A 21,273-nucleotide genomic window follows, 5' to 3' on the forward strand; every position below is an offset into this window, starting at 1 on the left:
GACTCGCACTTCCCTGACCGGACACGATGACTTGCGCGGTTTTCGATTGGTTGGCACCGGCGGGCGTCGGTTAAGCTGGTGGTTGGCTGGCTGTGGCCACCGTACGCCACAAGCCATGAAGCCGAACCACGAAACGAGGAGCCGTAGTGCTTGAGCAAATCACACTGACCGTCGATGGCGAACAACGCGAGGTGAATGCCGGCACTACCGGGGCCGAGCTGTACTTCGACGACCGCGAGGTCGTCGTCATGCACGTCGATGGGGTGCTGCGCGACCTGTCCCGCCCGCTGGAGGCCGGAACCGCCGTCGAGCGCGTGACCATCGATTCGCCCGCCGGGCTCGAGGTACTGCGCCACTCCACCGCGCACGTCATGGCCCAGGCCGTGCAGCAGCTGCGCCCGGACGCCAAGCTGGGCATCGGCCCGTACATCACCGACGGCTTCTACTTCGACTTCGACGTCGCCGAGCCGTTCACTCCCGAGGATTTGAAGACCCTCGAGAAGATGATGCTCAAGATCGTGAACCAGAACCAGAAGTTCGCCCGCCGCGTCGTCACCGAGGACGAGGCCCGCAAGGCCATGGCCAACGAGCCGTACAAGCTCGAGCTGCTGAACAAGGCCAACGAGGCCGACTCGGCCGGCGAGGGCGTCAACGTCGAGGTCGGCGCCGGCGAAATCACCATCTACGACAACGTCGACCGCAAGTCCGGCGACACCGTGTGGTGCGATTTGTGCCGCGGCCCGCACCTGCCCAACACCAAGCTGATCTCCAACGCCTTCGCGCTGACCCGCACCTCGGCCGCCTACTGGCTGGGCAACCAGGACAACCAGCAGCTGCAGCGCATCTACGGCACGGCCTGGCCGACCAAGGATGCCCTGAAGGCCTACCAGGAGCGCATCGCCGAGGCCGAACGCCGCGACCACCGCAAGCTCGGCGTCGAGCTTGACCTCTTCTCCTTCCCGGACGAGCTGGGCTCGGGCCTGCCGGTGTTCCACCCGCGCGGCGGCATCATCCGCAAGGAGATGGAAGACTACTCGCGTGCACGCCACGTCGAGGCCGGCTACGAGTTCGTCTACACCCCGCACATCACCAAGGGCCACCTCTACGAGGTCTCCGGGCACCTGGACTGGTACCGCGACGGCATGTTCCCGCCGATGCACGTTGACGCGGAGCTCAACGAGGACGGCACGGTGCGCAAGCCCGGCCAGGACTACTACCTCAAGCCGATGAACTGCCCGATGCACAACCTGATCTTCCGCTCGCGCGGTCGGTCCTACCGCGAACTGCCGCTGCGCCTGTTCGAGTTCGGCTCGGTCTACCGCTACGAGAAGTCCGGCGTGGTCCACGGGCTGACCCGCGTGCGCGGCATGACACAGGACGACGCCCACATCTACTGCACCAAGGAGCAGATGAAGGGCGAGCTGACCGAAACGCTGAACTTCGTGCTCGGGCTGCTCAAGGACTACGGCCTTGATGACTTCTACCTGGAGCTCTCCACCAAGAACCCGGAGAAGTTCGTCGGCGACGACGACGTCTGGGAGGAAGCCACCCGCACCCTGGCCGAGGTCGCCGAGGCCTCGGGCCTGGAACTGGTCCCGGACCCGGGCGGAGCGGCCTTCTACGGACCGAAGATCTCCGTGCAGGCCAAGGACGCGCTGGGCCGCACCTGGCAGATGTCCACCATCCAGCTGGACTTCAACCTGCCCGAGCGCTTCGAGCTCGAGTACCAGGCCGCCGACGGCACCCGCCAGCGCCCGGTGATGATCCACCGCGCCCTGTTCGGTTCCGTGGAGCGCTTCATGGGCGTGCTCACCGAGCACTATGCAGGCGCCTTCCCGGCCTGGCTCTCCCCGGTCCAGGTCGTGGGCATCCCGGTGGCCGAGGCCTTCAACGAGTACATGTTCGATGTCATCGACAAGCTCAAGGCCGCGGGCATCCGCGCCGAGGCGGACATCTCCTCCGACCGCTTCCCGAAGAAGATCCGCACCGCGTCGAAGGAAAAAGTGCCGTTCGTGCTCATCGCCGGCGGCGAGGACGCCGAGGCCGGGGCCGTGTCCTTCCGCTTCCGGGACGGCAGCACCGACAACGGCGTGCCGGTCGACGAGGCGGTTGCCCGCATCGTCGCGGCCGTGAAGAACCGGGAAGCCTAGATCCATGGGGGAGTCCACGAACGCCTACGCATCCACCCATCCGGGTGGCGCGTCCCAGGAAGCAGCCGATGCCGCCATCACCGACGACTTCGAACTCGCCGGGGTGCCCGATTCGTTCCAGCGCCTGTGGACTCCCTACCGGATGGCCTACATCAAGGCCGGCCAGGACCAGGTCAAGGACGAGGAGTCCTGTCCCTTCTGCGCCGGGCCGACCCGCAGCGACGAGGATTCGCTGATCATCCACCGCGGCAAGACCGCCTACGTGATCCTTAACCTCTTCCCGTACAACCCGGGGCACCTGCTGATCTGCCCGTACCGCCACGTGCCGGATTACACGGACATCACGGCAGAGGAAACCGCAGAGATGGCAGCGCTGGCCCAAAAGGCCATGCGCGTGCTGCGCCACGTCTCGCGTCCCACCGGTTTCAACCTGGGCATGAACCAGGGCGTCACCGGGGGAGCGGGGATTGCCGCCCACCTGCACCAGCACGTGGTGCCGCGCTGGGCGGGGGACGGGAACTTCTTCCCGATCATCGCCGAGACCAAGGCCATTCCGGCAACGCTCGGCGACATCCGCGTTGACCTTGCCGCCGGCTGGGCGGAACTGGACTAAGGCGACGAGGCACTTCATGGATTGGCCGTCGGGGACAACCCCGGCGGCCGATCCGTTTAATGCGCGTTTCGCCGTTGCCGCCATTGCACCGGCTGTTCGTCTCTTTTGCGTTCGCCATGTTCCCGCATTCCCGCGGTTGCGGGCGACCTGTCGGGTGCGGGTGCCGTCAACCGGGAGACAGGCAATCCTGCGCGGGCATGGAAGGGCCCGGTGCCCCGTTGCCCCGATGGGGGTGCAGGGGCCAGGACGGCATTTGATTTTCCGCATTTTCCGCCCTCGAGATCCGGGGTGCGGCCGGAAACCGGTGCGCAGTCCTAAATAGAAGCTCCCACTAGGATGTTTCATTAAAGTCGTCGAGTTGACGCATCGTTTTCCCGGCGGCTTTACGCGCTGGACATTAGGTGTGTTTGCACCTAGTTTTGAATTGTGACGACACACCCGCGGCCTTTGTGACGCGGCGGACCTACGATGATTCGCGTACTGCTCACCTTATTGAAAGGAACCCCCAAGGTGTCTGAAAACCAAGGCGTCCCCACCCCCGCAACCACCGTAGGTAGCGATCGCGTCAAGCGGGGCATGGCCGACATGCTCAAGGGCGGCGTCATCATGGATGTTGTCACGGCGGATCAGGCCCGCATCGCCGAGGATGCCGGCGCCGTTGCCGTCATGGCCCTCGAGCGCGTTCCCGCCGATATCCGTGCCCAGGGAGGCGTTTCGCGCGCCAGCGACCCGGACATGATCGACAGCATCATCGCCGCGGTTTCCATCCCGGTGATGGCCAAGGCCCGCATCGGGCACTTCGTCGAGGCACAGATCCTGCAGTCCCTCGGTGTCGACTACGTCGACGAGTCCGAGGTCCTCTCCCCGGCCGACTACGAGCACCACATCGACAAGTGGAACTTCAAGGTTCCCTTCGTCTGCGGCGCCACCAACCTCGGCGAGGCCCTGCGCCGCATCAACGAGGGCGCCGCGATGATCCGCTCCAAGGGCGAGGCCGGCACCGGAGATGTTTCCAACGCCACCGGCCACATGCGCAAGATCCGCTCCGAGATCGCCAAGCTTGCGGCACTTCCGAAGGACGAGCTGTACGTGGCAGCCAAGGAGCTGCAGGCCCCGTACGAACTGGTCAAGGAAGTTGCCGCCACCGGCAAGCTGCCGGTCGTGCTCTTCACCGCCGGCGGCATCGCCACCCCGGCCGACGCCGCGATGATGATGCAGCTGGGCGCCGACGGTGTGTTCGTGGGCTCGGGCATCTTCAAGTCCGGCAACCCGGCACAGCGTGCCGCTGCCGTCGTGAAGGCAACCACCTTCTTCAACGATCCGGACGAGCTGGCCAAGATCTCCCGCGGCCTGGGCGAGGCCATGGTCGGCATCAACGTCGCCGACATCCCTGCCCCGCACCGCCTGGCCGAGCGCGGCTGGTAGGTTCCGGGCGATAGCCTGACAAGCAGCGGGCCGGGTGCACCGGATTCAGGATTCCCCTTCAACAAACGGAGGGGAATCCTGAATCCGGAAAGCACCCGGCCCGTTTGCCGTTGCCTGCAGGCGGGAGCGTGGTTGCCCTCCGGAACCCCTGCGATGGATCCCCACCCGGTGGAAATGCCGCCGGGTTCGATCGCGACGACGTCGATGCCGCCCGCCTCGGGGCAAGAGCGCGGGAAGCGGCCGCGAACCCGGCGTGCCGGGCGCCGCGGCACCGGGCGGCTACTGGCGCAGCACCAGGTGGCGGCCGCGACCCAGCAAACGCATCCCGTTGGCCTCGAAGAACGGTGCCGAGCTCGGGGTAGCGGCGGCAATCAGTTCGATGGGCGTGTCTTCCTCCAGCCCCAGTGGATTGACCATGCCGCGGGCCAGCCCGTTGAGCAGGGCCGAGCCGACGCCCCTCCGGCGCTGTGCCGAGGTCACGGCCAGGCCGTGGATGGCCAGCTGGCCGCCGAAGGCCTGCTGGGCAAAGGCGCGGCCCACCAACTCGCCCTCGAGGGTGCGGGCGGTGGCCTGTTCGATGCGGCGCAACGCCGGGTGCCCGGCGCTCAGCCCGGCAGCGGCCGGATCGCGCCACAGGTTGGCGACCTGCAATTCCTTCGCGTCTGCGCCGCTGGCCTCGGGGATCTCCGTGCCCAGGCGCACCCGCCCGTCCCACGGTTCCGCCGGTCCCACCAGTTCGCCGGCATGCCAGGAGATCTGTGCGGCATCGGAGAACCCTGCGGCCTCCAGCGGGCCGGAGGGCGCACCGGAATTGACCCATGCCTCGACCCGGCGCGCACCCAGGCGCGTGCCTTCGGCCAGGCCCGGGCGCAGCCCGGCCTCCTGAGCGTGGGCGGGGAAGAGCAGCACCAGCCGGCCGCGGGCCGGCTGCCAGGCCCACGAGCAGCCGTGAGTTGTGAAGAGCTTGCCGCCGGTGGCGATCGCCATGGCCTGGTGCCAGTGCGAGAGCGCGTCCTGCGCAAAACCAATGGTTGTCACGCGTTCGTGCTCCTTGCCAGTCCGCGGCGCACCAGCAGCGGTTCGATCCGTGCTTCGCGGCCGCGGAAGATCCCATAGGATTCAAGCGGGTCGCGGGTGTTGCCGCGCGAGAGCAGCTCGGTGCGGAACCTTTCGCCGTTTTCCCGCTTCAGCCCGCCGTTTTCGGTGAACCACTCGACGGTGTCGGCGTCCAGCACCTCCGACCAGATGTAGGAGTAGTAGCCGGCCGAGTACCCGCCGTCGAAAATGTGCTTGAAGTAGCCGGTGCGGTAGCGCGAGGGCACCAGCTCCGGGATCAATCCGGCCTCGGTGAGCACGCGCTGCTCGAAGGCCAGCGGATCGGAAACCAGTTCCCCGTCGGTCAGCGAGTGCCAGGCCAAATCCAGGACGGCTGCGGTGAGGTACTCGGTGGTGGCGAATCCCTCGCCCCACAGCGCCGCGGCCTCCAAGGCCTGGACCGTGCCCTCCGGCAGCGGTTCCCCGGTGCGCGTGTGCGCGGCATAGCCGGGCAGCACCTCGGCGTGCAGGGCCCACATCTCGTTGACCTGCGAGGGGTACTCGACGAAGTCGCGCGGCACATTGGTGCCGGCCAGCGACGGGTAGATCCCGGCGGAAAACAGCCCGTGCAGCGCGTGCCCGAACTCGTGGAACAACGTGTTGACCTCGTCCAGGGACACCAGCGCCGGTTCGCCGTCCGCCGGCTTGGGGATGTTCAGGGTGTTGGTGACCACGGGACGCTCGCCCAGCAGGGATGCGGACTCGCGGATGGAGTTCATCCACGCGCCCCCGGCCTTGGTGGGACGGGCAAAGAAGTCGGCCACGAACAGGCCCAGCGTGGAGCCGTCCTCGTTGAAGACCTCCCAGGTGCGCACGTCGGGGTGGTAGAGCGGGAAGTCGAAACGCTCGGTGAAGCCCAGCCCGTAGAGGCGGGAGGCTGCGGCAAAGACGCCACGCTTGAGCACCGCATTGAGCTCGAAGTATTCGCGCAACGCCCCGCGGTCCAGCGCGTGGCGTTCGCGCGCCACGGCGGCGGAGTAGTACGCCCAGTCCCACGGCTGGACGGGGGATCCGGAAATCTTCTCCAGGTCCCCGGCCTCGGCCCGGGCATTGGCCACGGCCGCCGGGATGAGCTCGGCCAGGCGGCCGCGCACCGCAGCCAGGTCCGGGGCGGTGGCCTCCTGCAGCACCACATCGGCGTGTGTCGCAAAGCCCAGCAGGGCCGCACGCTTCGAGCGCAGCGACGCCATCCGCGCCGCCAGGTCCAGGGTCCGGTTTTCGCCTTCCTGGCCGCGGTTCACCGAGGCCTCGAAGAGCCGTCGGCGCGAAGCGGAAAGTTCGAGTCGCTCGAGCAGCGGCTGTCCGGTGGGCAGCACCAGGGTCAACAAGTAGCCGTCGGGGTATCCTGCGTCGCGTGCCGCATCGGCGGCGGAGCCCAGTTCCCCGTCGCTGAGCCCGGCCAGTTCCCCCGGATCGGCGAAGTGTACGGCGGCCTCGTTCATGGCGCCCAGGAGCCTGCGCGAGTATTCGCTGGACAGGTCCGTGATCTCGCTGTTCAGTGCGCGCAACTGCTCCTTGCGCTTCGCATCGAGTTCGGCGCCGGCGGCACGGAAGGTGCGCAGCGTCTCTGCGACCAGCCGCTTGTCCTCGCCGTCGAGCGCATCGGCGTCCAAGGAGGCCAGACGCGCAAAAAGCTCCCCGTCAAGGTGGATGGCATCCTGGTGGCCGGAAACCAGGGACTGGATCTGCGGGTCGATCTCGCGCAGTTCGTCGGTGCCATGGGCGGAGAAGACCGTCCAGTACGCCATCACGGCGCGCCGCAGCAGCGCGCCGCTGCGTTCCATGGCCACAAAGGTGTTCTCAAAGGTCGGGGCCTGCGTGTTTTGCGCGATGGCCCGAAGTTCTTCCAGGTGCCCAGCGACACCCTGCTGGACGGCATCCAGGTAGTGGGCTGCCTCCAGGGCTGAATAATCTGGGAATTCAAACGGCAAGGTGCTTCGCTCAAGCAACGGATTATGCATGGTGTTAACCCTGTCATAAGCCCGCGGCACTGTGGGTATCCCGCGCCGGAATGCCCGCGGCAAAGGTTAGGCTCGGAGCATGTTTGATCGAATAGCGCATGGGCCCGGGGCCCGGAAACGTGCAGCCATCGGCACCGCACTGCTGCTGGCGGCATCGCTGGCTGCCTGCACTCCCGCCCCGCCGCCGGGTCCCGCCGCGGCCAGCCTGCCGGCGGCCACCACTCCGGCGGCCTCCGGCCCCGAAACCCCGGCGGCTTCGGCCACCCCGTCCCCGGGCGCCACCAAGGCTGCCGCGGACCCCGCGGACCCGTCGTGCCCGGGGGACGAGTGCATCGAGATCGCGGTGGCGGGGGACATCCTCCTGCACCCGGCGTTGTGGGCCCAGGCAGAGCGCGACGGGAAGGGGAAATACGACTTCGGCCCCCTGCTGGCGGGCATCGCCCCCTACCTTGACCAGAGCGACCTGGCCTTGTGCAACCTGGAAACCCCGGTTGCGGCTCCGAACGGGCCGTTCGGCGGGTACCCGATGTTCAACGTTCCGCCGCAGATCATCCCGGCCCTGAAGAAGGTCGGCTATGACGGCTGCACCACCGCCAGCAACCATTCCATGGACGCCGGGGTTGCCGGGGTCGAACGGACCCTGGATGCGCTGGAGGCGGCCGGGATGGTTTCCACCGGCTCCTACCGCAGCAAGGCCGAGGCCCAAAAGCCGCTGCTGGTCCCGGCGGGCAGCGCCAAGGTCGCTGTCATCGCCGGCACCTACTCGCTGAACGGGATGAAGGAGGACGCCCCGTGGCGGGTCGACGACATCGAGCAGGCCTCGTTGGTGGCCCGGGCCAAGGCGGCACGCGCGGCCGGGGCGGACATCGTGCTCGCCGCGATCCACGACGGCGCCGAATACACCAGCGCACCCACCGCCTCCCAGCTGGCGCTGTACCGATCGCTGGCGGCCAGCGGCGAGTTCGACTTCATCTACTCCCACCACACACACTCGGTGCTGCCGATCGAAAAGCACCAGGGCACCTGGATCGTGTACGGGCTGGGCAACTCCGTGGCCAAGCATGCGACCAAGACCCCGCTGAACAAGGAGGGGCTCACGGTGAAGATGCAGTTCGTGCGCACCGGAGACACCTGGAAGCCCGGGGACCTGGTGTGGGCGCCGCACATCATGAAACCATCCCCGTTGCGCTGGTGCGCACTGCCCACCAAGGCCTCGGCCCCCTGCACCACCGAGGCCCAGGATGCCGCCTCGCTCAAGCGCACCACCGACACCGTGAACTCCATGGACGCCAAGGCCGACGGCGCAAGAATGTGGTCCTTGGGAAGCCGCTGACCGGCCGCCGGGCACCCGGGCGTGTCACGAAAATATTCCCACGGGGTGCGGCGGGTTTATCCTGAGCTGTCCACGTACTTCATCTCGGTGCGCGCGGCATGCATGATCCGTTCCACGAGACCAGAAAGCGATCCACCTTGGCGCCACGAATTGGAGTCCTTGCCCTGCAAGGGGATGTACGCGAACACCTGCAAGCACTCGAATCACTCGGTGCCCTTGCGCTGCCGGTGAAGACACCGGGCGCACTGGCGGACCTGGACGGACTGGTCATCCCCGGCGGGGAGTCAACGGTGATCGACAAGCTCGCCCGCATGTACGGGGTGGCCGAGGCGCTCAAGGCCAGGATTGCCGACGGGTTCCCGGTCTATGGATCGTGCGCCGGAATGATCCTCCTGGCCGACACCATTGCCGATCCGACCACCAACATGAAGGGCGAGCCCCAGCAAAGCTTCGGGGGAATCGATATGGTGGTCAAGCGCAATGCCTTCGGGCGACAGGTCGACTCGTTCGAGGTCGACCTTGCGATCAAGGGACTGAACGCCCTTCCCAGCCAGGACCCGGACCGTGCCACGGCGCCGGTCCGCGCGGCATTCATCCGCGCACCCTGGGTGGAAAGCGTGGGGGCGTCCGTAGAGGTGCTGGCCACCATCCCCGCCGAAAACACGCCCCTGGGCGTGGACGGGACAAGGGTGGCTAGAATTGTTGCAGTACGTTCTGGAAAATTGCTGGCGACTTCCTTCCACCCCGAGGTGGCCGGGGAGCGCCGGATCCATGAACTTTTCATTCAAATGATCAGAGGAGACGCGTAAGCATGTCCGGCCACTCCAAATGGGCAACCACGAAACACAAGAAGGCAATCCTCGACAGCAGGCGCGCCAAGGCGTTCGCCAAGCTGATCAAGAACATCGAGGTTGCGGCGCGCGCAGGCGGCGCCGACCTGGCCGGCAACCCGGCCCTCGAGGTCGCTGTCTCCAAGGCCAAGAAGACCTCGGTGCCCAACGACAACATCGACCGCGCGGTCAAGCGCGGCGCCGGCCTGACCGGCGAGGTCATCGACTACACCGAGATCATCTACGAGGCACGCGGACCCCAGGGCTCGGCCCTGCTGATCGAATGCCTGACCGACAACAAGAACCGTGCGGCCTCCGAGGTGCGCCTGGGCATCACCCGCAACGGCGGCACCGTCGCGGACCCCGGCTCGGTCGCATACCTGTTCTCCCGCCGGGGTGTCGTCGGCCTGCCGAAGAAGGACCTCACCGAGGACGACCTGCTCATGGCGGTGCTGGACGCCGGGGCCGACGAGGTCAAGGAATCCGGGGACCACTTCGAGATCCACTCGGAGCCGACCGACCTGCGTGCGGTTGTTGCCGCGCTCGAGGAAGCCGGAATCGAATACGAAACCGACGAAGTCGAATTCGTGCCCTCGATGCAGGTCCAGCTTGATGCAGCGGCGGCCCGCAAGTTCCTGAAGCTTGCCGACGCGCTCGAGGAGCTGGACGACGTGCAGAACGTCTACTCCAACGCGGACATCAGTGCCGAGGTCATGGCAGAACTCGAAGAGGACTAGCCACCACATGCCCCTGCGAGTGGTGGGCGTCGACCCGGGCCTGACCCGTTGCGGCCTGGCCGTGGTCGACGTCGAACCCAACCGCCGGGCCACGCTCATCGATGTCTCGGTGGTGGGGACCCCTCCGGGGACCCCGTTGGACCAGCGATTGCTGGCCATCGCCGACGGCATCGATGCGTGGCTCGATGAGCACAAGCCCGACGTCGTTGCCCTGGAGCGGGTCTTCAGCCAACTGAACGTCAGCACGGTGATGGGCACCGCACAGGCCTCGGGCGTGGTGATCGTTGCCGCGGCCCGGCGGAACATCCCGGTGGCCCTGCACACCCCCACCGAGGTCAAGGCCGCGGTGACGGGCTCCGGCTCGGCCAACAAGCTGGCCGTGGGCAAGATGGTCGCCAAGATCCTGCGCCTGGACGCCCCGCCGTCCCCGGCCGATGCCGCCGACGCCGCGGCGCTGGCCATCACCCACGGCTGGCGCGGCGCCGCATTCGGTGCCGCCGGTGCCGCAGCCTCGGCCTCCGCCCCGCGGCCCTCCGGCGGATCCTCGGGCTTGACGCCCGCCCAGCGCGCCTGGATCGCCGCCGAGGCCAAGGCCCGAGCTGTCAAGGCACGCTAGGGACCGGAGGGAACCTGCCGCTGACGTCCTGCGCTGCGTGCGTCCGCGGGTGTGCGCCAAGGAACCTGTAAGCTGTTCGTAGATATATTCGTATGGCTTGCGTGTTTCGGGTACCACCGGCGCGGCCCGGCACCACGGAGGAACACCCCCATGATCAGTACGCTGCGAGGAGTGCCTCAACAGGTCAACCTGAACAACGCGGTCATCGAGGTCGGCGGCTTCGGCATGCTGATCCAGGCAACCCCGCAGACGCTGGCCACCTTGCAGGTGGGCCGGGAGGCGTTCGTGCACACCTCCATGGTGGTGCGCGAGGACTCCATGACGCTCTTCGGCTTCGCCTCCGGTGACGAACGCGAGGTTTTCGAGGTCCTTACCGGGGTCTCGGGCATCGGACCGCGCACCGGCCTGGCCATCCTTTCGGTGCACACCCCGGAGGAAGTCCGCATCGCCGCCAGCACCAAGGACACCAAGGCCTTCACCAAGGTCTCGGGCATCGGGCCCAAGGGCGCCCAGCGCATCGTGCTCGAGCTCAATGGAAAGCTGGTGCCCACCGGCGCACCGGTTCCGGCCGGAAGCCCGGCGGCACCCACCTGGGAGCCCCAGGTCCTCGAGGCACTCACCGGCCTGGGTTGGACCGAGAAGGACGCCAACAAGGCGCTGGAAGCACTGGCCAAGAACGACCCGGAAATCGTTGCCACCGGCAGCGTGCCGGAAATCCTGCGGGCGGTGCTGCGTTCCCTGGGGCGCGGGAACCGGCCCGGAAACTAGGAGTACGACATGACAGACACCGGCGAGCTGACCAATGCCGGCCCCGAGCCCGAGGAACGGGTGCTCGAGGCGGCCCTGCGGCCCAAGAACCTGGACGATTTCGTCGGACAGCACCGGGTGCGCCAACAGCTCTCCCTGGTGCTCGAGGCCTCCAAGATCCGCGAGCGGACCGCCGACCACGTCTTGCTCTCGGGCCCTCCCGGCCTGGGCAAGACCACGCTGTCGATGATCATTGCCGCCGAGATGAACGCGCCGCTGCGCATCAGCTCCGGCCCGGCCATCCAGCACGCCGGGGACCTGGCCGCGATCCTCTCCTCCCTCACCGAGGGCGAGGTGCTTTTCCTGGACGAGATCCACCGGATGAGCCGCCCCGCCGAGGAAATGCTCTACATGGCCATGGAGGACTTCCGTGTCGACATCATCGTCGGCAAGGGAGCCGGGGCCACCGCCATCCCGCTGGAACTTCCCCCCTTCACACTGGTCGGTGCCACCACCCGCGCCGGGCTGCTGCCGGGCCCGCTGCGCGACAGGTTCGGGTTCACCGGGCACCTGGAGTTCTACAGCGTCGAGGAACTCGAGCTGGTGCTGCGCCGTTCGGCCATGATGCTTTCGCTGAAGGTCAACTCCGCGGCCTTCAGCGAGATCGCCTCGCGTTCGCGCGGCACCCCCCGCATTGCCAACCGGCTGCTGCGGCGCGTGCGCGACTGGGCGCTGGTGAACCGGCTCGAAAGCATCGACGCACGGGCCGCCTCCGCGGCCCTGGACATGTACGAGGTCGACGCCCGCGGACTGGACCGGCTGGACCGCGCGGTGCTCCATGCCCTGTGCACCAAGTTCGGAGGGGGGCCGGTTGGCCTGTCCACCCTGGCCATTGCGGTGGGGGAGGAGCCCGAGACCGTGGAGACGGTCGCCGAACCGTTCCTGGTTCGCGAGGGCCTGCTGGGACGCACCCCGCGCGGCCGGATCGCCACCGCGGAGGCCTGGAACCACCTGGGGCTTCGCATGCCGGCCGATGCCATCTTCGCAGGCCGGTCCGGTTTTGAGCTTGACGACGAAGAAGCCGAGTAGCCGGCAGTGTCTCACCTTGGGGCGCGACGGAGCATTCCAAGGACATTCGCAGGCCAAAACTGCGTTGTGGTCGGGGTTTGGTCAGGAACTCCCTATAGTATGGATAGGCCCACCGGCTGCGCAATCGCGATTGTGCGCGCCGCTGACAATGACTTAGGAACAGGTATCCACACGTGACCGAATACGTTTTGGCCCAAGCCGCTTCCGGCGAAAAGGCCCCATTCGACCCGACCATGTTGATCATGCTCGCCGCCTTCGGCCTGCTGATCTTCATGATGATGCGTGGCCGCAAGAAGGCCGCCAAGGCCCAGGAAGAGATCCGCTCCAACCTTGCCGTGGGTGCCGAGGTGATGACCCAGTTCGGTCTCTTTGGCACCATTGCGAGCATCGACACCGACGAAAACAAGATCGTCCTGGAGGTTTCCCCGGGCAGCTTCGTCACCGTCCACTCGCAGGTTGTCGCCAAGGTCGTCGCCTCGGAAGAGGCTGGTGCCTCGGTTGAGGTCCCCAACGACGCATCCTCGCTGACCTCGGCCTCGGTCGAGAGCGCCGAAGAGGCCCCGGGGTCGGAAAACGAAACCCCGGAAGAGACCTTGCGCCGCCTGAACAACGAGGACAAGGGCCCCAAGGCCTAGTCCGCTTGGCGCCTTCGGGCACGCCAACCCAGCAGTGAACGGCAGCCGGATTTCCGCGGGCCACACAGACCCGCCGGTGAGCGATCCGGCTTTCGATTGACCTTCACCATGCGGCCCGGAGCAGCCCCAACCCCCACCCCGCAGGGGCGGGTTGCAGGCAGGCTCCGGGTTTTCCGCGGAATCTCCATCTCCCAGGGGCGATGGAACAACCAGAAAGCCTCACGATGTCATCTACTGGTCCGATCAAGCAGGCGCGCAAATCCCTGCTGTGGCTCGGCGTTATCTTCCTCATTTCGGCCGCCATCCTGATTACCGGCGTGCTGAGCGGGAAAGCAGCTTTTGCCCCCAAGCTTGCCCTCGACCTCGAGGGTGGCACCCAAATGATCTTGGCACCACGGGTGGCGGGCGGTGCTGCGGCAACGCAGGAGCAGCTGGACCAGGCCGTGGAAATCATCCGCCAGCGCGTGGACGGCACCGGTGTCTCGGAAGCCGAGATCACCACGCAGTCCGGCCGCAACGTCGTCGTCTCCATGCCCGGCATCCCCGATTCCCGCACCCGCGAGCTGATCCAGGCCTCGGCGAACATGGAGTTCCGCCCGGTCATCCTGGCCGGGCCGTACACCGCCGTTCCCAAGGAACAGCGACTGGCCAAGGCGGATCTGCCCAAGCCGAGCGCCAAGCCCGAGAACGCCTCGGACATGAACTGGATCGACGCGGCCCTGTACCAGAAGTTCGAGGCCTACGACTGCCCGACGGAGCTCGGACAGGGTGCGGAAGAGGTCCACGACCCGGCCAAGCCGATGATCTCCTGCGAACCGGATACGGGCTCCAAATACATCCTGGGACCGGTCGAGGTCCCCGGCGCCGACATCACCGATGCCTCCTTCGGCATGTCCCGCGGCCAGCAGGGCGCGGTCACCGGGCAGTGGGCAGTGACCCTCGAATTCAACGCCGAGGGCAAGACGAAGTTCGCCGAGGTCACCAAGCGCATCACCCCCATGCAAGGTTCGCAGAACCAATTCGCGATCGTGCTTGACGGCACCGTGATCTCCGCCCCGCAGTCCAACGCGGTGATCGCCGACGGCCGCGCCGAAATCACCGGCAACTTCACCGAACAGAGCTCCAAGGCCCTGGCCGACCAGCTGAAGTTCGGCGCCCTGCCGATCAGCTTCGAGATCCAGTCCGAACAACAGATCTCCGCGACCCTGGGTACGGACCAGCTGCGCAGCGGATTGATCGCCGGGCTCATCGGCATGGGGCTGGTGGCGATCTACTCGATCTTCCAGTACCGCCTGCTGGGCCTGGTCACCATCGTCTCGCTGCTGGTTTCCGGCGTGCTGACCTACCTCGCGCTGGTGCTGCTGGGCTGGTCGATGAACTACCGGCTCTCGCTGGCAGGTGTTGCGGGCCTGATTGTGTCCATCGGCCTGATCGCCGACTCCTTCATCGTGTACTTCGAACGCATCCGTGACGAACTGCGTGACGGGCGCCCGCTGCACTCGGCCGTGGAGATCGGCTGGAAGCGCGCCAAGCGCACCATCCTGGCCTCCAAGGCCGTGAACATCCTGGCCGCCATCGTGCTGTACATCGTGGCCGTGGGCAACGTGCGAGGCTTCGCCTTCACCCTGGGCCTGACCGCCGTGGTGGACATCGTGGTGGTCTTCCTTCTCACCCACCCGACGCTGCAGCTGCTGGGCAAGACCAAGTTCTTCGGCGAGGGGCACCGGTTCTCCGGGCTCGATCCCTCGCTGCTTGGCGCTGTGCCGCTGTACCAGGGCGCGGGCAGGATCCGCAGCTTCAGCACCGAGGCGGAAGTCGCCCGCGGCAAGAAGAACGCCAAGGCGGCCAGCGAGGCCGAACGCCGGCAGACCATCGCCGAGCGACGCAAGGCCGCGGCCACCACCGCGGCGCCCACCAAGTCGGACGAACGTGCGGATAAGGATTCATCAAATGGCTAGTCTCGCAACCTGGGGCAACGAGCTCTACACCGGCAAGCGGTCCTACCCGTTCACGGGCAAGCGCAAGCTGTGGCTGTCCGTTTCCGCGGTCCTGGTCCTGCTCGCCATCCTGGTCCCCGTTGTCAAGGGCGGGTTCAACCTCGGCATCGAGTTCCGCGGCGGATCCGAGTTCACCATCTCCAAGGTCGACCACACCGACGTTCCCACCGGCGAGAATGCCGTGGTGGCGATCGCGCCGGACCACCACCCCCGGGTCACCAACATCGCCCCGAACACCATGCGCGTGCAGACCGACAAGCTCACCGACGACCAGACGCTGTCGCTCGCCGAGGCCCTGGCCACCGCGTACGGGGTGACCAAGTCGGAGGTCACCTCGACCTTCGTCGGCCCGACCTGGGGCGCGGACATCTCCAAGCAGGCAATCATCGGCCTGGTCGTCTTCGTGGTGCTGGTGGCGCTGCTCATGGCCGCATACTTCCGCACCTGGAAGATGTCCCTCGCCGCGATCATCGGGCTGCTCCAGGTGGTCGTGATCACCGCCGGGATCTATTCGCTCTCCGGATTCGAGGTCACCCCCTCGGCGATCATCGGCTTCCTGACGATCCTGAGCTACTCCCTCTACGACACCGTGGTGGTCTTCGACAAGGTCCGGGAGAACACCGCCGGTTTCGAGTCACAGACCAAGCGCAACTTCGAGGAGCTGGTGAACCTGGGCATCAACCAAACCCTGGTGCGTTCGATCAACACCTCGGTGGTTGCCGTGCTTCCGGTGGCCTCGATCCTGTTCATCGGCTCCTACTTGCTGGGTGCGGGAACGCTCAAGGACCTGTCGCTGGCATTGTTCATCGGCATCATCGTCTCGGCGCTGTCCACGCTCTTTGTCCAGGCCCCGCTGTACTCGCTGCTGCGTGACGGCGAGCCGGAGATCGAGCGCCACAACAAGAAGATCGCGGTGCACCGCCTGGCCAACGCCTAGGCACGCGCCCGGGCCCGCACTTTGCGGGCACGGCGACGGCGGGACCCCGGAGGCGGACTCCGGGGCCCCGCCGTCCGACTTTGGGCGCGAAGTGCTATAACCTAGCAAGAGGAACTTGGGCGTGGTGAAAGTCCCGCGGTGCCAGGCCCCCTTCCCGGGGCCGGTGCCGCAAGCCACGTCCGGGCCACACGGCGCGCCACGCGCCCACGCGACGGATCCCGATCGATAGGAGGCACCCCATGGCAGAGAACCACGGTGTCATGATGCCCGGGGCCCCGAATCCCGCACCCAAGCGCGGGACCATTTCCCGGCTGGTCCGCCTGGCCGGACGCGGCTCCACCGCCCAGCCCCCGACCCTGGAACCGCTGCTGCGGACCGTGCGCGCGCAGAACCCCAAGGCCGACATCGACCTGCTCGCCCGCGCGTACGCGGTAGCCGAGCACCACCACGAGGGCCAGAAGCGCAAGAGCGGGGACCCGTACATCACCCACCCGGTCGCCGTGGCCACCATCCTTGCCGAGATGGGCATGACCGGGGCGATCCTTGCCGCCGCGCTGCTGCACGACACCGTCGAGGACACCGACTACTCCCTGGAGCAGCTGACCCGCGAGTTCGGCGAGGAGATCGCGAAGCTGGTCGACGGGGTCACCAAGCTGGACAAGGTCCAGTTCGGTGAGGCCGCGCAGGCCGAGACCGTGCGCAAGATGGTCATCGCGATGTCCAAGGACATCCGGGTGCTGCTGATTAAGCTGGCCGACCGCCTGCACAATGCGCGCACCTGGCGCTACGTCTCCCCGGAGTCCAGCGCCAAGAAGGCCCGCGAGACCCTGGAGATCTTCGCCCCGCTGGCCCACCGCCTGGGCATGAACACCGTCAAGTGGGAGCTCGAGGACCTCTCCTTCGCCGCGCTGCACCCCAAGGTGTACGAGGAAATCGTGCGGATGGTGGGGGAGCGGACCCCGGAACGGGAGAAATACCTGGCCACGGTGCGCTCCGCCATCACCGAGGACATCACCGCCGCCAGGCTCAAGGCCACCGTCAGCGGCCGGCCGAAGCACTACTACTCGATCTACCAGAAGATGATCGTGCGCGGCAAGGACTTCGACGACATCCACGACCTGATGGGCGTGCGGGTCCTGGTTGACACGGTCAAGGACTGCTACGCGGTGCTGGGGCTGATGCATGCGCGCTGGACCCCGCTGCCCGGGCGCTTCAAGGACTACATCGCGCTGCCCAAGTTCAACCTGTACCAGTCGCTGCACACCACCGTGATCGGGCCCGACGGCAAGCCGGTGGAGATCCAGATCCGCACCCACGACATGCACCAGCGCGCCGAGTACGGCGTGGCGGCGCACTTCAAGTACAAGCACGGCAACGGCGGGGACTCCCGCTCGGTCGAGGAACAGGACATGGACTGGCTGCGCAGCCTCATGGACTGGCAGAAGGAAACTTCCGACTCCAACGAATTCCTGGATTCGCTGCGCTACGAGATCAACACCGCCGAGGTCTTCGTCTTCACCCCCAAGGGCCAGATCATGTCCCTGCCGGTGGGCTCCACCCCGGTGGACTTCGCCTACGCGGTGCACACCGACGTGGGGCACCGCACCATCGGCGCCCGGGTGAACGGCAAGCTGGTCCCGCTGAACTCGGAACTGCACCACGGCGACATGGTGGAGGTCTTCACCTCCAAGGCGGAGAACGCCGGCCCGTCCCAGGACTGGGCGGGCTTTGTGAAGTCCGCGCGCGCCCGGAACAAGATCCGCCAGTGGTTCACCAAGGAACGCCGCGAGGAAGCCATCGAGAAGGGCAAGGAGCAGCTGACCAAGGCGCTGCGGAAGAACAACCTTCCGCTGCAAAAGCTCATGACCCACGACGTGCTCTCCGCCGTCGCCCAGGAGCTGCGCCACCACGACATCTCCGCGCTCTACGCCGCGGTCGGCGACGGGCACACCAGTGCGCAGAATGTCATCGAGCACCTCACCGCGCTGGTCGGCGGAGAAAACGGATCCGTCGCGGAGGTGCTGGAGGAAACCCCCATCTACGCGGTGCCCGGGCGGGCCACCGAATCCGATGCCGGGGTCGTCGTCCCGGGTGCCGGCGAGGTGCTGGCGAAGCTGGCCCGCTGCTGCACCCCGGTGCCGCCGGATCCGATCCGCGGCTTTGTCACCCGCGGCTCGGGCGTCTCGGTGCACCGCACCGACTGCGTGAACCTCAAGCAGCTCGAGCAGCAGCCCGACCGCCTGGTGGAGGTCCAGTGGGCCCCGACCAAGTCCAGCGTCTTCTTGGTGGAGATCCTGGTCGAGGCGCTTGACCGCAAGTCACTGCTCTCGGACGTGACGCGGGTGCTTTCGGAGAACCACGTGAACATCCTGGCCGCGAGCGTTTCCACCTCCCGGGACCGGGTGGCCTTCTCCCGCTTTGCCTTCGAAATGGGCGACCCGAAGTACCTCAGCCACGTGCTGAACGCGGTGCGGCGCATCGACGGGGTGTACGACGTGTACCGCACCTCCGGGGGCAACCGCCGCTCCTAGGACGGTTTCCACCCGGCGGGGAGGACCCGCGGCGGTGCTCAGGCCGCCGCGGGCAGGCTTGCGTCCATCAGGCGGGTGACCGCGCCCAGCGCGCGGCGCCGCCCGGGCCGGCGGACCTGCTCGTTGATCGAATCCAGCATCTGCCGGTACCCGCAGCGCAGACGCGGGGAGGCATCGATGGCCGCGAGCACCGGCAGCGATTCACGCCACTCGGAATTGAAGGCGATGTCCATCGCGGTGCGCAGCGGCGAGGTCACCGCCACGCCTCCCACGGTGCAGATCTGCTCCTCGTCCAGCACGCCCTCGCTCAACCGCAGCAGCATCCGGGCCGTCGGGGCGCACGGCCGGTGGTAGCGCGGGACCACGATGTCCAGTTCGCGCGGCATCGGCGCGCAGCCGTACACCCAGGCGGCGGTGCCCTTGCACAGGGCCCTGCCGGGCACCAGCTGCTCCCCGGCCACCGCTGCGGCCACCTGCGCCCGGGTCACCGGGTTTTCCGGATGCACCGCGGCGATGTAGGCCCCGGGCAAGACTTCCCGCAACGACCCGCGCAGCCGCAGTGCCTGCAGCTCGTTGAGCGTGAACGGCTCGTCGACCAGGACCACCTGCGGGCCCCCGCGTGCCCGGGACGGAATCTGTGGTGGTGCGGCCGGTGCTGCGGGGCCCGGGACGCGGTTGCGGCCGGTGTTTGTGCTTTCCATTCCTCCACTCTCACAGGCCACGGTGCCCCGGCGGCAGGGGAGAGGCCGAAATTGTGGATAACTGTGCCCGCGCGCATTGCACGGGGCAGCAAAAAGCGCCGGGCGGCTGCGGTTCTTGCGAACCACACCCGCCCGGCGCCATGCTGCCGTGAGGCTGTTACTGGAAGTCGGCCGAGGACTTCTGCAGCGTCTCGAGCCACAGGCGGCGGGCGTCCAGGGCTTCCTGGGCGGCCTTGATCTTGGACTCCACGCCCTTGGCCTTCGCCTTGGCCAGGTCGTCCTCGAGCCCGGCAATGGCGTCCTCGAGCTGGGTCAGCATCGAGTTCGACCGTGCCTTGGTCTCCGGGTTGGAGCGGCGCCACTGGTCGTCCTCCGCCGAACGAACGGCGTCCTCGACCTGGCGCAGCGCAGATTCCACGCGCTGCATGTCGGCGCGCGGGACCTTGCCCGCGGCTTCCCAGCGGTCGCGGATCGAATCGAGCAGGCGCTTGGCGGTGGCCAGGTCCTTGATCGGCAGCAATGCCTTGGCCTCGACCAGCAGCGCCTCCTTGACGATGAGGTTCGCTCCGAACTCCTCGTCGATGGCGGCGTTTGCGGACTGGCGCGCCTCGAAGAACACGTCCTGGGCGGCGCGGAAGCGTGCCCACAGGGCGTCGTCGTCCTTGCGCGAGGCGCGCTTGGAGGCCTTCCACTCGTCCATCAGGCGGCGGTATTCCCCGGCCGTTGCCCCCCAGTCGGTGGAGTGCGAGAGTTCCTCGGCACGGGCGATCAACGCTTCCTTGGCGGACTTGGCCTCGGCGTTGGTGGCATCGAGCTGCGAGAAGTAGGCCCTGCGGTGGCGGTCGAAGGTGGTCCGGGCCCCGCGGAAACGCTTCCAGAGCGAATCCTCGGTGGAACGGCCCAGGCGCACGCCCGACTTCTGCGCGGTCTTCCAGGCATCGAACAGGTCGTTCATCCGGTTGGAGCCCTGCTTCCACTGCACGGTGGTCGGGTCCAGCGCTGCCAGGGCCTCGGCCTCGGCGACAATGGCCTCGCGGGCGGCGAGCTCGGTGGCGCGCAGCTCCTCGTTGGCCTTGCGCTCCACGGCGACCAGCTCGGCGACGGCCGCGCGGGCGGTCTCGATGCGTGCCTCAAGCGCCGGGATGTCGCCGACCATGGCGCGTTCGGCCACGGTGGCGGCCAGGTGGTCCAGGGTCTTGTTCATGTCCGAGCTCGGCGCCTTGGCCGCCACGCGCTGCTCGAGCAGCATCAGGGAGGAGACGACCTCGTCGTGCTTGCGCACGAAGTAGGCCAGGGCCTCCTCGGCGGTGGCGTCGGGGTACTGGCCCACCGGGTGCTCGGTGCCGTCAATGATGACAAACACGTGGCCGTCCTCGGAAACGCGGCTGATCTTCGCGGCTTCCTCCAGCGGGGTGGTGAAGCTCGGGGGAGCTGCAACCGGCGCAGCGGCCTTGGCGGCGTGCTTGCCCATCGGGCGCGGTGCGCCGGGCGACGGGGCCATGGCGGCCGGGGTCGGCACTGCTGCGGGTGTCGGCATTGCGGCCGGGGTCGGTGCCGGGGCGGGAGCTGCTTCCTCGGCCGGAGCCTCGGTTGCGGCTGCTTCTGCCGCCGGGGCTTCCTCGGCCGCGGGGGCTTCTTCTGCCGCGGGGGCCTCTGCTGCCGGCGCTTCCTCTGCCGCGGGGGCTTCTTCGGCCGGCTGCTCGGTGGCTTCGGCTGCCTCGCTTGCAGGGGCCGCGTCGGGTGCAGGCGCGGCTGGCGCCTCAACCGGCGCCGGGGTGCCTTCGGTTTGCTGCTCCTCGGCCACTGCTGCTGGCTGGAGATTGTCGTCGGATTGCTGACTGGTGGTCACCGCTGAAACTCTTTCGCTAAGGATCGG

The 21,273-nt window shown here is 67.5% G+C and carries 17 protein-coding genes; 13 read left to right on the plus strand and 4 right to left on the minus strand.

Features of this window, described 5'->3' with window-relative positions; all coding sequences use genetic code 11:
* Nucleotides 1-146 precede the first annotated feature (146 nt).
* From thrS to pdxS, 3 genes are all read left to right on the plus strand, one after another.
* Nucleotides 147-2,150, plus strand: a complete 2,004-nt coding sequence (gene thrS, locus FPY90_RS03040; protein ID WP_498683733.1) for a threonine--tRNA ligase — start codon at nt 147-149, stop codon at nt 2,148-2,150.
* Between the two features lie 4 nt (nt 2,151-2,154).
* Entirely contained in the window at nt 2,155-2,763 is a 609-nt protein-coding gene (locus FPY90_RS03045) for an HIT family protein (RefSeq protein ID WP_498683735.1), read from the plus strand.
* Nucleotides 2,764-3,339: 576 nt separating this feature from the next.
* Entirely contained in the window at nt 3,340-4,188 is an 849-nt protein-coding gene (gene pdxS, locus FPY90_RS03050) for a pyridoxal 5'-phosphate synthase lyase subunit PdxS (protein ID WP_498685494.1), read from the plus strand.
* Between the two features lie 279 nt (nt 4,189-4,467).
* Here the strand turns inward: pdxS and FPY90_RS03055 are convergent, their stop codons facing one another.
* The gene (locus FPY90_RS03055) at nt 4,468-5,226 is read right to left on the minus strand and encodes a GNAT family N-acetyltransferase (RefSeq protein ID WP_071215121.1); all 759 of its coding nucleotides are present in this window, start codon (nt 5,224-5,226) and stop codon (nt 4,468-4,470) included.
* Entirely contained in the window at nt 5,223-7,244 is a 2,022-nt protein-coding gene (locus FPY90_RS03060) for a M3 family metallopeptidase (RefSeq protein WP_498683738.1), read from the minus strand. Before FPY90_RS03060 ends, FPY90_RS03055 begins: the two co-directional genes overlap by 4 nt.
* A gap of 79 nt (nt 7,245-7,323) precedes the next feature.
* Here FPY90_RS03060 and FPY90_RS03065 point away from each other — a divergent pair, with 79 nt between their 5' ends.
* The 10 genes from FPY90_RS03065 (at nt 7,324) to FPY90_RS03110 (ending at nt 18,696) form a co-directional block, all read left to right on the plus strand.
* Nucleotides 7,324-8,577 carry a CapA family protein gene (locus tag FPY90_RS03065; protein WP_498683740.1) on the plus strand — a complete coding sequence of 418 codons (1,254 nt, stop codon included), beginning with the start codon at nt 7,324-7,326 and terminating at the stop codon, nt 8,575-8,577.
* A 98-nt stretch (nt 8,578-8,675) separates the two neighbouring features.
* Entirely contained in the window at nt 8,676-9,386 is a 711-nt protein-coding gene (pdxT, locus tag FPY90_RS03070; protein ID WP_498683742.1) for a pyridoxal 5'-phosphate synthase glutaminase subunit PdxT, read from the plus strand.
* Nucleotides 9,387-9,388: 2 nt separating this feature from the next.
* Nucleotides 9,389-10,144, plus strand: coding sequence for a YebC/PmpR family DNA-binding transcriptional regulator (locus FPY90_RS03075; RefSeq protein ID WP_498683744.1), 756 nt, complete (start codon nt 9,389-9,391; stop codon nt 10,142-10,144).
* Nucleotides 10,145-10,151: 7 nt separating this feature from the next.
* The gene (gene ruvC / locus FPY90_RS03080) at nt 10,152-10,760 is read left to right on the plus strand and encodes a crossover junction endodeoxyribonuclease RuvC (protein WP_071215116.1); all 609 of its coding nucleotides are present in this window, start codon (nt 10,152-10,154) and stop codon (nt 10,758-10,760) included.
* 150 nt (nt 10,761-10,910) lie between these two features.
* A complete protein-coding gene (gene ruvA / locus FPY90_RS03085) occupies nt 10,911-11,528 on the plus strand; it encodes a Holliday junction branch migration protein RuvA (protein ID WP_071215115.1) in 618 nt (205 codons plus the stop codon).
* 9 nt (nt 11,529-11,537) lie between these two features.
* The gene (gene ruvB, locus FPY90_RS03090) at nt 11,538-12,596 is read left to right on the plus strand and encodes a Holliday junction branch migration DNA helicase RuvB (protein ID WP_498683747.1); all 1,059 of its coding nucleotides are present in this window, start codon (nt 11,538-11,540) and stop codon (nt 12,594-12,596) included.
* 173 nt (nt 12,597-12,769) lie between these two features.
* On the plus strand, nt 12,770-13,231 hold the full coding sequence (gene yajC, locus FPY90_RS03095) for a preprotein translocase subunit YajC (RefSeq protein WP_286135381.1): 462 nt from the start codon (nt 12,770-12,772) through the stop codon (nt 13,229-13,231).
* 224 nt (nt 13,232-13,455) lie between these two features.
* The gene (gene secD, locus FPY90_RS03100) at nt 13,456-15,189 is read left to right on the plus strand and encodes a protein translocase subunit SecD (protein WP_071215113.1); all 1,734 of its coding nucleotides are present in this window, start codon (nt 13,456-13,458) and stop codon (nt 15,187-15,189) included.
* Nucleotides 15,182-16,165 (plus strand): protein translocase subunit SecF, encoded by a 984-nt coding sequence (secF, locus tag FPY90_RS03105; RefSeq protein ID WP_071215112.1) that lies wholly within the window; start codon nt 15,182-15,184, stop codon nt 16,163-16,165. Before secD ends, secF begins: the two co-directional genes overlap by 8 nt.
* A 239-nt stretch (nt 16,166-16,404) precedes the next feature.
* Entirely contained in the window at nt 16,405-18,696 is a 2,292-nt protein-coding gene (locus FPY90_RS03110) for a RelA/SpoT family protein (RefSeq protein WP_083411265.1), read from the plus strand.
* Nucleotides 18,697-18,734: 38 nt separating this feature from the next.
* Here FPY90_RS03110 and FPY90_RS03115 read toward each other — a convergent pair whose 3' ends face one another.
* A complete protein-coding gene (locus FPY90_RS03115; protein ID WP_071215111.1) occupies nt 18,735-19,397 on the minus strand; it encodes a type IV toxin-antitoxin system AbiEi family antitoxin in 663 nt (220 codons plus the stop codon).
* A gap of 157 nt (nt 19,398-19,554) precedes the next feature.
* On the minus strand, nt 19,555-21,246 hold the full coding sequence (locus FPY90_RS03120) for a DUF349 domain-containing protein (RefSeq protein ID WP_498683752.1): 1,692 nt from the start codon (nt 21,244-21,246) through the stop codon (nt 19,555-19,557).
* Nucleotides 21,247-21,273: the final 27 nt, after the last annotated feature.

Source organism: Arthrobacter sp. C2 (assembly GCA_024207135.1).
Classification (GTDB): domain Bacteria; phylum Actinomycetota; class Actinomycetes; order Actinomycetales; family Micrococcaceae; genus Paeniglutamicibacter.